General features: G+C 33.7%; 9 protein-coding genes. 6 read left to right on the top strand and 3 right to left on the bottom strand.

Annotated features, from left to right (window positions below; genetic code table 11):
• Positions 1 to 213: 213 nt before the first annotated feature.
• Positions 214 to 1,179: an AraC family transcriptional regulator ligand-binding domain-containing protein gene (locus tag C1H87_RS08700; protein ID WP_102755428.1), complete on the bottom strand. Its 966-nt coding sequence runs from the start codon at positions 1,177 to 1,179 to the stop codon at positions 214 to 216.
• Between the two features lie 94 nt (positions 1,180 to 1,273).
• Here C1H87_RS08700 and C1H87_RS08705 point away from each other — a divergent pair, with 94 nt between their 5' ends.
• From C1H87_RS08705 to C1H87_RS08715, 3 genes are all read left to right on the top strand, one after another.
• Entirely contained in the window at positions 1,274 to 2,101 is an 828-nt protein-coding gene (locus C1H87_RS08705) for a type II toxin-antitoxin system RatA family toxin (RefSeq protein ID WP_158655167.1), read from the top strand.
• Between the two features lie 444 nt (positions 2,102 to 2,545).
• Positions 2,546 to 3,982 carry a right-handed parallel beta-helix repeat-containing protein gene (locus C1H87_RS08710; protein WP_102755430.1) on the top strand — a complete coding sequence of 479 codons (1,437 nt, stop codon included), beginning with the start codon at positions 2,546 to 2,548 and terminating at the stop codon, positions 3,980 to 3,982.
• A gap of 82 nt (positions 3,983 to 4,064) precedes the next feature.
• Positions 4,065 to 5,270, top strand: coding sequence for a carboxylesterase family protein (locus C1H87_RS08715; RefSeq protein ID WP_102755431.1), 1,206 nt, complete (start codon positions 4,065 to 4,067; stop codon positions 5,268 to 5,270).
• A 756-nt stretch (positions 5,271 to 6,026) separates the two neighbouring features.
• On the opposite strand, the gene C1H87_RS08720 is transcribed toward C1H87_RS08715, so the two are convergent.
• Together C1H87_RS08720 and C1H87_RS08725 are read right to left on the bottom strand one after the other, a co-directional pair.
• A complete protein-coding gene (locus C1H87_RS08720; RefSeq protein ID WP_102755432.1) occupies positions 6,027 to 8,534 on the bottom strand; it encodes a DUF5686 and carboxypeptidase-like regulatory domain-containing protein in 2,508 nt (835 codons plus the stop codon).
• A gap of 71 nt (positions 8,535 to 8,605) precedes the next feature.
• A complete protein-coding gene (locus C1H87_RS08725; RefSeq protein WP_102755433.1) occupies positions 8,606 to 9,583 on the bottom strand; it encodes a pyruvate dehydrogenase complex E1 component subunit beta in 978 nt (325 codons plus the stop codon).
• 408 nt (positions 9,584 to 9,991) lie between these two features.
• Between C1H87_RS08725 and C1H87_RS08730 the strand changes: the two genes are divergently transcribed.
• From C1H87_RS08730 to C1H87_RS08740, 3 genes are all read left to right on the top strand, one after another.
• Entirely contained in the window at positions 9,992 to 10,738 is a 747-nt protein-coding gene (locus tag C1H87_RS08730; RefSeq protein WP_102755434.1) for an electron transfer flavoprotein subunit beta/FixA family protein, read from the top strand.
• Positions 10,739 to 10,851: 113 nt separating this feature from the next.
• Complete coding sequence (locus tag C1H87_RS08735) at positions 10,852 to 11,811, top strand: electron transfer flavoprotein subunit alpha/FixB family protein (protein ID WP_102755435.1); 960 nt, start codon at positions 10,852 to 10,854, stop codon at positions 11,809 to 11,811.
• 121 nt (positions 11,812 to 11,932) lie between these two features.
• Complete coding sequence (locus C1H87_RS08740; protein ID WP_102755436.1) at positions 11,933 to 12,541, top strand: bifunctional nuclease family protein; 609 nt, start codon at positions 11,933 to 11,935, stop codon at positions 12,539 to 12,541.
• Positions 12,542 to 12,561: the final 20 nt, after the last annotated feature.

The following is a 12,561-nucleotide window of genomic DNA, read 5'->3' on the forward strand; positions in this document are numbered from 1 at the left end:
TTTTTTTTTTTTAATTAAAGCTAACATAAAAACAGATTTCCGCGGATGCAGAAATAGTCTTGTAAAAGTAATACAAACTATTGATATTAGAAACCTAAGATTTTTAGAATTTAATTCGACAAAATGTAAGAAATTCCAAAATATAGTGTAAATCATTTTAGTTTAACAATAACGATTTTGAACTATAACAATCTGTAATTATTTAACGAACCTTTATAGGCTCTCTATGTTAACCTTCCAATTATTAACCGCATGTAAATAGGCACTTGGCTCTGAATAGCCGAGAATAAGTGATATATCTTTCGTTTTTAAAAATTTTCCTTTTACTAAATAATTAGAAAGCTCATTTTTAATACTATTTACAATTTTTCTAAAGGACGTGCCTTCTTGTGCCAGTTTCCTTTGTATGGTTCTGTTACTCAACGGGAATTGCTTGGCAACCTGTTCAAAATTGGGTAGTTCGGGACAGCACATATTCAATACCATATTTTTTACCTGTAATGAAAATAACCCATCATTCGTTTTGTCATCCAGCATCATTAAAAACTTTGGCAGCAGATATTCTATTTCCTTAACACGCCGAGAATTTATTTCGGTTTTTAAAACCTCACTTTTTAAAACAAGCGTATAGGCATTCCCCTTTTCCACTTCAACACCCAAAAACTCATTATATTCATCGAGTTCACTATAAGGTAATTTAAGTTCTGGATACATATCGTTTTTAAGCATTAGTTTTAATTCCCTGTAAACAATAGCTATAACAGAATCTAATAAGTGCCTCTTTAAATCTTTATCTTGTATTTTACAGTTAAGTTGCAAAAGACACACGTCGCGTTCCTTCTTTACAGAAACATTAACCAAAGGAAACGATGAAGCAAGATAATTTTGAAGAATAAATATGGCTTGTTCCATACTAGATGCATTCAAAGAAATCTCCAGTATTAAACCTAATGCTTTAAGATTTAAAAAGCACCCATAATGTAATCCGAAATAGTTATTTTTTGTTTTGGCAATTATTACTTCTAATACTTTTAAATATTTGTTGACTTCTATATAAGCATCAGGATCGTAAAAATCGATATGTTCTTCATCTAATAGTCTTTTTAGCTGTGAATCTGAAACGCCTTGATAAGCACCATAATTAATCAAGTTTGCAATGTGGGGGACAGAAATTTTCATGGTGCTAAAATACAAATATTGGCGCAAAATATCAACAAAATAAAACTTTCAGCCTTTATTTTTGATGTTATTAATAATGATAAATAAAGAAACTATGAATACATCAAAAAAAGCAACATTGTTCAATACCATTGCAACTTTTGCCTCCGGAATGGCTATACTCCTTTTTAACAAAAAGTTAATGAGCATTTTTGAAATTGAAAATAACACACCGTTTTTGGTAATTGGCTCTATAATCACTTTTTTTTCTCTAACGATGCTTATTGAAATAAAAAAACAAAGATCACTGGCTATTTTATGGATTATAATTCAGGACATATTATTTGTAATAGCCAGTATTATTGTACTCATTGTAAGGCCCTTCGAAATTTCAAACACGGGGTATTTGCTAATCGAATTGTTCTTAATTCCTATTATATTCTTCATTATATATCAATCTATTGGTTTGGCAAGAATGGATAGAAAACCAGGAACGAAAACCAAACTTATGGTATTTAAAAGAAAAGTTAAGGCTACGAAAAAAGATGCCTGGAATATCATCTCTGATATAGAAAACTATCATAAAGTAGCCTCCAATATTGATGGTGTAAAAATTATTTCTGGAGATGGAAAAGGCATGGTTCGTTCTTGTTCTCATGGTAAAGATAGTTGGTTTGAAACCTGTACTTTGTGGGAGGTTGAAAAAGAATATGCCTTTGTTGTAGATACAAAAGCACCAGATTACCCATATCCTTTTAAAAGCTTAATGGGAATTTGGAAAGTAGATTCAATAGAACAGAATATTACTGAAATCACCATGATATTTGAATTTGAATACACCAAAGGCTTCCAAAGCATTATATTACATCCGTTATTAAAAACAAAATTTACTAAAGTTTGTATAGAAATTATGGACAAGTGGCAGGCCGCATTAGAACAATAAAAAGGCTTAATAAGGATTGGTTTACAAATGGGAGCAGGGAGCGCTTTTTAATTACTCCTTGAACTATAAGAAAGTAAATAAGTCAAAGAAACCTACATCACACTAATATAATATTAATTTGAAATACCTTACATTTGAAATCGTTAATATTGTATGATTTAATGATTAAGCCCCATGATAAAACACCTACAGTTATTTTTAATCCTAGCTAATATTACTGTTTCTTACAGTAAAAGGAACGACTCAGCAATCGCTTTAAATGACCGAGATCCTATTTAAAGTGAAAGAAGAACTTATCACATCAGACTTTTTTATCTGACAAAACTTCTACAACCCTCGACAATTTTTTAAAAAAGAATGTATCATGCCTTTGGTTCATAGTTTATCCCAAAAGCAAAAACCAATTATATTAAAAACAATTAAGCGACAAAAATCTACCAAAAAATGAAAAGAATTCACTCAATAATGCCCCTATTGGTAATTCATTTAATTCTAATAGGATGTAGCTCATCAGACAACACAGAACCAGAGCCAAAAACAATTACTCCTCCAAAATTGATTACTGTAGAACCCATAGCTTGCGAGGAATGCACTTATGTGGTGAAAGCAGATCAATCAAAAATTGATGGCTCTGAATTAAATTTGAAAGCAGGAGACATTATTTGTCTAGATGGCAATATCACGTATAGAGATTTAACCTTTGTTAATATAAAAGGATCGCCAAATGCTCCCATTATAATTAAAAATTGTGGTGAAAAAGTCGCAGCAGTAGTTCCGGCAAGTGGTCGCCCTTTTGGTGTAAAATTTCAAAAGTCCCAACACATTAAACTTTTAGGTAACGGCGGCGGCGGCGATTATGGTATCAAAATCTCGACAGACAACGGCTTTTTCCTAACCATGCAAACCTATACAACCGATTTTGAAATTGCTGGTGTTGAAATTGCTGGTCCCAATGAAAGAGCAGGTTTTGCCGGAATTGGGGTTAAAACCAGTCCGTATGAAGATTGCGATAATTTCACAGATCCAACCAGGTCGTTTTGGATAATGCGCAATGTTACAATTCATAACAATTACATCCACGGCACAGGTGGTGAAGGTATGTACATAGGCCATGGTTTTTACAATGGCAGAACAGAATCGCATTGTTCTGAAAGAACATATTCTCATTCGATTAAGGGACTCAGGATATATGATAACAGAATTGAAAATGTTGGATTAGATGGTATTCAAATTAAAAACGCCGATGAAGATGTTGCTGTATATAACAATTATATTAATGGATATGCAATGGACAATCGCAATGCTCATGATAAAGGAGCACACGATGAGGGTATATTAATAGGTGCTGGAACTACCGGAAAATTCTACAACAATACTATTATAAATGGAGGAACTGGAATCTTTGTTCATGGCATGGGAAATCTTGATATTTACAACAATGTTATTATAGATGCCTACGATTATGCTTTCTTTGCTGCCGGAGGTCCAAGTGTATTTAGATTCTCTGACGGTTATTTTAATATTTTCAATAACACCTTTCATAATACTGGGGAAAGGACGTTTGCCTTTTTTAATGGATCCTCAGATATTGAAAAGGGCGGTTTAAAACGACTTAAAAACAATATTTTTGTAGCTCCAAACGCCACCGAATATGTAAGAAAGGGGGCCGCTTTAGACTCTTCTAATAATGTTTTCACAAAAGATATCAAGTTTTTTCAATTTACAGACTTTTCCTCAAACGATTTAAGTATTACATCTGGGTCTCCTGCAATTGATAACGGTGAAGACCTTAATGATTTTGGTATTAGTGATGATATATCAGGAACAAAAAGACCACAAGGGAATGGATTCGATTTAGGTGCGTATGAGTTTAAACTTTGATAAAAAGATGCATTTATAAAACTGTTAACAATAACTTAACGCAACCTATTAGATTTAAAGCATCTTTCTTAAAAAGAATAATATGAATAATAAATTCAAATATATAGCGCTACTTATACTCTTATTCTCAGTTTTAATTTATTCATGTTCATCTAATGATGAATCTTGTGTTAAAAAAACATGGTATATAGATGCTGATAATGACAACTATGGGAGTAATAGTAATTCAATACAATCATGCGAAAAACCAGATGGCTATGTAGATAATAATCTAGATTGTGATGATGATAATGATCAGGTCAATCCAGATATTCAGGAAAAACATAATGGTATTGATGATAACTGTAATGGCGTTATAGATGAATGTAGTTCTAATTCAGAATGTAATGGTATTTGTGTAGACGGAGTATGTGTTGAGGACGACACTTCTTTTTCCTATGAGTTTACTAAATACCATTTCAATCACGAACTTACCAATACGGATATTTCTTATAATTTTTTTGCACCCAAACAAGCTTTAGGGTCTCCAAGTGAAAAATTCCCTTTAATAATCGGACTTCATGGGTTTGAATATTTTGCAAGGTCTAAAAACGATTTCTTAACGGGTGAAGCCTCAGAACAAATCGGTTACTATGCACTTGGGTGGATAGAGGAAGAAAATCAGCAACAATATCCTGCATATGTGCTGGCTCCTCATATAGACACTGAGCTCTTTCAGTCTTTTAATGGAGAATACCCTTCATGGACAGATTCTAAATCAGTTGATTTTATTGATAAACTATTAGATTATATAATAACTAACAACCCTAATATTGACAAAAATCGAGTGTACTTAACAGGACATTCTATGGGCGGTGCAGGAACTTGGTATATAGGTTCGGAGTTAAAGGATAAAATCGCTGCTATTGTGCCTTTAAGTCCAGCCATAAAAAGTGATGAATATGATATTCTAGAAAGTAGAATTAATAATGGTGAATTCAACAATTTACCAGTGTGGTGTTTTATCCATAGAACTGATGCTAACAATGGATCCGAAGATTCTAGAAAGTTGTTTCAAACCATGGAACAAAATAGTCTTTCTCCAGTTTATACTAAATGGGTAGAGAGTACAAATTATAATTTGTCTGATACCCAAATTGAAAACGAAATTAACATGAGCAAACGATTTTTTTACACAGAATATGATTATAGTTGCTCCCCTGGAATCTGCCACTTTGCTATGACTGTCGCTTTGAGAGAACCTTTGCTATTTAAATGGTTGTTTCAACAAAGAAAAAACGAACAATAGTAATTGTAACACAAAGTTCGAAAAAATAAATTTTAACTCAATAGGGTATCTAAAAAGTTCTCGAATTGTCACCTTGAGTACTTCGGCTATGCCCAGCATAAACTAAAGTCGAAAAATCTCAACACTTAAATAAACAAATCTTTAATTTTATGAGGTTCCCTACCTGCCGGCAGCTACGGTGTACCCACAAATATGGCTGCATATTAAATAATAGTTTTATAAAGATAGACACTAATTTCACGAATTATCACAAATGGTTCTAAACATAAATTGTTTACAAATAAGTAATCAATGTTTACTTATTAATAAATTAAAATACAGAAATATAATAGAAATAAATCGGGTTTGGATTGTAAAAACAGACTGAAAGTCTGATTCGTGATTATGAATAGCATCGAGAGCTATTCATTATATTGAGGTTTTATTCGTGTAAATTCGTGTAATTCGTGTCTTGATTAAAAAGATATGAGTACACCGTAGCTGCCGGCGGGTGTTCTGAATGACACTTTTTAGACAGGCTTTTATTATTATACAATAACCTGATTATCCATAAATACTGAAGGCATCAAGGTTCTCATTTGAAATGTTATTTACAGGTTTTCGAAAAAAAATTGGAGTTTGGTGCTTACTTAAAGAAGGGAATTAGATTAGTCAAAAGGCTAGTCTAGTCGAAGTTGTTTATCGATAAGACACAACTTAAACATTGATTCGTTAATTAGCTTTATGTAATTAATACCTTAACCTAAGCTACCTCTTTTAAAAATGAAAACCAAAAGAACCAGTAACACCAAACTTTCTGGCATCAGGGTGCTTGAATTCATTTAAATAATTACCTCTAAAATTAAAGTCTATTCTAAACACCTTAAAAATATTACCAATACCAAAACTGTATTCATAATATGGCTTTTCTGATGGTGCTACTAATGGAATAGAATTAGGGTTACTTGTTGTACTTAACAATACATTTTCTTCCGAGATTTCACCCCAAACACCTCTAACACTCACAATTTCTCTAAGATTAAGCTTTCTTAAAAGAGGGATCCTTGAGAAAATGCGTCCGTTAAAATTATGTTCTAAATGCAGTGAGGTATATGTGTCTGACACAAATTCGTAAAAATCTAATTGGGAAAAGGTATTATAGATAGAGAAATAGGTTTGATTTCCTGGTATTACACTTAACAAACCAAGCGGTACCTCTCCAAAAGTTTTTCCAGCCTCAACAGTTGCAGTTAGTCTACCAAAACCACCAACTTGCCAAGGTTGTACGTAAGAGAACTGTACTTTGGTATAATCGAAATCACTATCAAACAAGTTTTTATCACCATGGCTCACCTGCGCAAATATGCGTGCAAAACCATCATTAGCTACTCGACGCTCTACACCATAACCTGTCATTTTTCGTTTTGGAAAGAAAAACATAGAAAACGAGCTTTCAAACTGTTTAATCTCAGATTCCTCTTCTCCCGTTGGCGTATTATAATCTAAACTAAACGTTCGCGATGCAGATTCTAAGGTTCTGTAGTTTCCACTCAACCTAAAAATAACGTTACGCCATGGTTCTGCTTCAATTGCTAAACTGGTTAGATTTATAGAAGTCAGCTTATCGTTGGCACCCGTACCTACCACCGATGAGGACGCTAAACTTCTACCCAAAACATCTGTAGATGTTGTTAAACTCGCACCAATTTGCTCAACATCTCGACGGTTTCCACCAGAAATTATAAGCCTGCTCTTTTTATCCAACAACCACTTTCCAGAAATACCATATTTAAACTTATCATCTCCAAAACCATAAGCTAAAAACCCTTGTAAGCGCCAAAGGTCGTTTCTTCCAAAATAAGTACGTCCGCCCACTCGCAAACGCAGGTCTTCTACTTCGTTAAATCCAAAGGTTGAAAAAATAGGACCATAATCTAAAGACAAGCTACTAAACTCAATATAGCCAGACGATAGAATACTTCCTATATTATAAAGTTGTTTAAACTTCTTCACCGTTTTTAAAGTGTCGAGCATCTTATAAACCCCTTTTTCATCCTTATTTAAAGCTTCTAAACGGTTCTGTGACCAAAAGTCGTCACTTCTATCGTAAACATCCTTATCGTAGTTATAAACTTCGGCATCATAAAACTTTCTATCTAGCTCTTTATCGAACTCATAATTGTTATATAATGTAGTACGCTTACCGTAAACACCTCGTGATTTCTCTTTTTTATTAAAAGCAAAATCAGACATCATATAATCACGCTTTACAAGAAATAATGAGTCGTTTAAAACTTCAAACTCCTGCTCTATGTAAATTTCTTTTACCCAGTTTATATTGGCACTTTTTGAAGCCTGTAGATTAATTTCTTTAATAGCATACGTCGTATCTGCCACCCAAAAATCACCTTTAAAAGTCAGTTCGTTTTTACGTCTCGGATAATAAATAATATTGTAACACCATTTATCATCTATAAAAGTACTATCCGACAACACATAATTATATGTGTTAATTCCCGTTCTAGACAACGGACTCACAAAACTTTTGTCGAAAAACTTTAGGTAGTTATCGTAAACATTATAATCGGAATACAAATCGTTAACAAAATCGATCACTATTTGATTATCGCTAAATCCGGAATTTTTATTTCCCTTTAAAACCTCTTTCTTTTTGTTAATAACATTATCGCCATAAACCCTAGAAGCAGCTTCGTTTATAAAAATTGGCAAATAGGTTTTACCCGTTACGTTAGAAGTATCTACCTTCTCGAAAACAAACTCCATACCCCTAAAAAGTCTACTTTTAATAAGCGAACTATCTATGGTATTAATATCGAACTCTACTTTCTCGTATTTATCGTATTGATACTGTTTATATAGATTTAATCCATTTCTACGCTTGTGTTCCCAGATCTTTCTAAGTAAATCGATCGCAGGATTATTCTTTTTCGATTGCTTACCGGTAGTAATAACAATCTGGTCTAGTTGTGCACTTTCTTCTTTAAGTACAAATTTTAAATTATAGTTTACTTTTTTAGTCAAAGGAATCTTTAACGTTTCATAACCAATAAAAGAAATGGTTAATCCGCTCCATGTCTCATCAGATTCCAAATAAAACTTTCCGTTTTCATCGGTTATAGTTCCAATGGTAGATCCTTTAAAAATAACATTCGCAAACGATACAGGCTCGTTAAACTCGTCAAACACATAACCGCTAACTTTAGTTTGTGCTAAGGTGGCAGTAATTCCGAATAAAAAAAATGTAAAAAATAATCTTATACTCATATTTTCTTAATGAAAAAAAAACTTCATCAACAATCGTGCTAATGAAGTTTACTAACGTAAAAAATATTAATTTATTTGTACAATACCTTTTTTACTGCTTTAATAACATCGTTACTATTTGGTAACCATTCCGCTAATAAAACTGGTGAATAAGGTGCAGGAGTATCTGCTGTATTAAGTTTTACAACTGGAGCATCTAAATAATCGAACGCTTCACTTTGTACTAGGTATGTAATTTCGGTAGCCACACTTCCAAAAGGCCATGCTTCTTCTAAAACTACCAATCTATTGGTTTTCTTAACCGATTCTACTATCGCTTTTCTATCCATAGGACGCACAGTACGTAAATCGATAATCTCACAAGAAATACCTTCCTTCTCTAACTCGTCTGCTGCTTTATATGCTTCCTTAATTATTTTTCCAAAAGAGACAATCGTTACATCGGTTCCTTCTCGCTTAATATCTGCAACACCTATAGGTAATACATATTCTCCTTCTGGCACTTCACCTTTATCACCATACATTTGCTCACTTTCCATGAAAATAACCGGATCATCATCACGTATAGCCGCTTTTAACAACCCTTTTGCATCGTAAGGATTAGATGGTACTACAACCTTTAAACCTGGTGTGTTAGCAAACCAATTCTCAAATGCTTGCGAGTGTGTAGCTCCTAACTGCCCTGCAGAAGCCGTAGGACCACGAAATACAATCGGACATTTAAATTGCCCACCAGACATCTGTCTAATTTTTGCAGCATTATTTATAATTTGATCAATCCCAACTAAAGAAAAGTTAAACGTCATATACTCAACAATTGGTCTGTTACCAGTCATTGTAGAACCAACAGCAATACCTGCAAAACCAAGTTCTGCAATTGGTGTATCAATAACACGCTTAGGTCCAAATTCGTCTAACATACCTTTCGATGCTTTATAAGCACCATTATATTCTGCTACTTCTTCACCCATTAAATATACGCTCTCATCTCTGCGCATTTCTTCGCTCATGGCTTCACAAACAGCCTCTCTAAATTGAATTGTCTTCATTAAATGTATTTTAAATCGAATTGCAAAAATAGGAATTATTGATTATAATTTGATATAAAAATCAGCAGTAAAATCCTCCACAAAAAAAAATTAATAATTTCATAGAAATTATGTCTTAATAATGAGGATTTTGTACTTTAAATGAATTCTAATTCTTTTTATTTATCCTCAGTTAATCAATCAAAGCATTACAAATTCATAAAGAAATAGCAACAAATGCACATTTTTTGATAATAATTTCAATAAATTTATTATGCGTGCATAATAAAAATTCAAAATAAAATAATTACCTTCGTATCCTCAAAATGTGTTGGTGATTATACTATTAAACAATTCTTATTCAGCTAATCCTTACACAAAATTGACCGACAAACTTAAATTAAAACAAAACGATTAAACTGTTATAATATGAAAATATTAGTGTGTATTAGCCATGTTCCTGATACAACATCCAAAATTAATTTTAGTGAAGGTGACACAAAATTCGACACCAATGGTGTACAATTTGTAATAAATCCAAATGATGAGTTTGGTTTAACCCGAGCCATGTGGTTTAAAGAAAAGCAGGGCGCTGAAGTTACTGTTGTTAACGTTGGTGGTCCAGAAACCGAACCTACACTTCGTAAAGCTTTGGCTATTGGTGCCGATGCGGCGATACGAGTAAATACTGCTGCTTCTGATGGGTTTTCGGTAGCAAAACAATTAGCAAACGTGTTTAAGGACGGAGGCTACGATTTAGTTATTGCCGGACGTGAATCTATCGATTATAATGGCGGTATGGTTCCTGGTATGATTGCAGGACTAATCAATGCCAACTTTGTTAATAATTGTATTAATTTAGAAGTAGATGGTACATCTGCAAAAGCAGTAAGAGAAATTGATGGAGGTAAAGAAACCGTTTCTACAACACTTCCATTAGTAATTGGAGGTCAAAAAGGATTGGTTGAAGAAAGCGATCTTAGAATACCGAACATGAGAGGTATTATGATGGCGCGTAAAAAACCTTTATCTGTTATTGAACCTATTGAAGCTAGTGCAGAAACAACATCTGTTAAATTTGAAAAACCAGCGCCTAAAGGGGCTGTAAAACTGGTTTCTGCAGACAATCTAGATGAACTCGTAGACTTACTTCATAATGAGGCTAAGGTTATTTAAGCCTCCCCTAGCCCCTCCAAAGGAGGGGGATTTGAAAAGAAAAACAATGTTAACAAAAAAACTTAGTCTCTTTCTTCTGAAAAGAGGTTGGGTGACAAAAAATAAAATTTTTTATGTCAGTTTTAGTATATACAGAATCAGAACAAGGAGCATTTAAAAAAGTAGCTTTAGAAGTTGCTTCTTATGCCAAAACCGTAGCGGATCAATTAGGAACTACCGTTACGGCTGTTACCATAAATGTAGATAACGCATCTGAGTTAGGAAACTATGGTGTAGATAAAGTTTTAAATATATCGAACGATCAATTACAATCGTTTAATGCCAATGGTTATGCCGAAGCCATTAAACAAGCGGCAGAAAAAGAAGCAGCAAAAGTGGTAGTAATAAGCTCTAGTGCAGATAGCAAGTATTTAGCACCTCTCTTAGCCGTTGGGTTGAATGCAGGATATGCTTCCAACGTTATTGAAGCACCAAGTAGCACGTCTCCTTTTACAGTTAAACGTACGGCGTTTACCAATAAAGCTTTCGAAATATCTCAAATTAATACCGATGTAAAAATAATTGGTGTTTCCAATAATTCATTTGGATTAGTAGAAAATACGGGTAGCGCTTCCGCGGAAGACTTCTCGCCTTCACTTTCAGATTTAGGTGTTCAAGTAGAATCTGTAGATAAAGCCACAGATAAAGTTACTATTGCCGATGCAGATGTTGTTGTATCTGGAGGCCGTGGGCTAAAAGGTCCTGAAAATTGGGGCATGATAGAAGAATTAGCAGATGTTTTGGGAGCAGCAACAGCATGCTCTAAACCTGTTTCAGATCTGGGATGGCGACCACATAGCGAACACGTTGGTCAAACCGGTAAACCTGTAGCATCAAATTTGTACATCGCCATTGGAATTTCTGGAGCCATTCAACATTTAGCCGGAGTTAACGCATCAAAAGTAAAAGTGGTCATTAACACAGACGAAGAAGCGCCTTTCTTTAAAGCTGCAGATTATGGTGTTGTAGGAGATGCTTTCGATGTGGTTCCGCAACTTATAGAAAAAATAAAAGCTTTTAAGGCACAACAATAAATTATTTTTTAATAAATTGTATAGTCATAAAGAACTGCTTAAATTGGCACTAATTTCTTAAATCTGTATCAGTCAGTTGGTAAAGTCCTAATTTAAACAGTTCTTTGCGTTTTTATAAATTATGAGTTTAGTAAGATTAAATATTAAAGGAATATCCTATAGCCAAACCCAAAATGGCGCTTATGCCTTAATTTTAAACGAATTAGAAGGCGATCGCAAACTTCCAATCGTAATTGGTGCTTTTGAAGCACAGTCAATTGCCATTGCCTTGGAAAAGGAAATTAGACCTCCTCGACCACTAACACACGATTTATTTAAAAATTTTGCAGATCGTTTCGATATTGTTGTAAAACAAGTTATCATTCACAAACTAGTTGATGGCGTTTTTTATTCCAGTTTAATTTGCGAACGCGACAAAATTGAAGAAATTATAGACGCCAGAACGAGCGATGCTATTGCATTGGCGCTTCGCTTCGACGCACCAATTTTTACTTATAAAAACATTCTAGATAAGGCTGGTATATACCTAAAAGTGAATCCGAAGGATGAAGACCAAGATAGTATTTTGGTTGACGATTTAGTTTCTGATGAACTAGAGCCAAACGCACCTCGCGAAAATCTTAAAGGAAAAACACTTGAAGAGCTGCATAAATTGTTAAACGATGCTGTTTCTAATGAAGACTATGAAAAAGCAGCACATATTCGTGACGAAATCTCGAAACGAGAATAATACTTTCTTTTTAGTATGAA

This window comes from Flavivirga eckloniae, from assembly GCF_002886045.1.
In the GTDB taxonomy this organism is placed as follows: Bacteria; Bacteroidota; Bacteroidia; order Flavobacteriales; family Flavobacteriaceae; genus Flavivirga; species Flavivirga eckloniae.

Bases quoted from the DNA above. Each gene is read 5' to 3' on its own strand.
- C1H87_RS08740 (WP_102755436.1), top strand. From the start codon at position 11,933: ATGAGTTTAGTAAGATTAAATATTAAAGGAATATCCTATAGCCAAACC.
- C1H87_RS08720 (WP_102755432.1), bottom strand. From the start codon at position 8,534: ATGAGTATAAGATTATTTTTTACATTTTTTTTATTCGGAATTACTGCC.
- C1H87_RS08735 (WP_102755435.1), top strand. From the start codon at position 10,852: ATGTCAGTTTTAGTATATACAGAATCAGAACAAGGAGCATTTAAAAAA.
- C1H87_RS08725 (WP_102755433.1), bottom strand. From the start codon at position 9,583: ATGAAGACAATTCAATTTAGAGAGGCTGTTTGTGAAGCCATGAGCGAA.
- C1H87_RS08715 (WP_102755431.1), top strand. From the start codon at position 4,065: ATGAATAATAAATTCAAATATATAGCGCTACTTATACTCTTATTCTCA.
- C1H87_RS08730 (WP_102755434.1), top strand. From the start codon at position 9,992: ATGAAAATATTAGTGTGTATTAGCCATGTTCCTGATACAACATCCAAA.
- C1H87_RS08705 (WP_158655167.1), top strand. From the start codon at position 1,274: ATGAATACATCAAAAAAAGCAACATTGTTCAATACCATTGCAACTTTT.
- C1H87_RS08700 (WP_102755428.1), bottom strand. From the start codon at position 1,179: ATGAAAATTTCTGTCCCCCACATTGCAAACTTGATTAATTATGGTGCT.
- C1H87_RS08710 (WP_102755430.1), top strand. From the start codon at position 2,546: ATGAAAAGAATTCACTCAATAATGCCCCTATTGGTAATTCATTTAATT.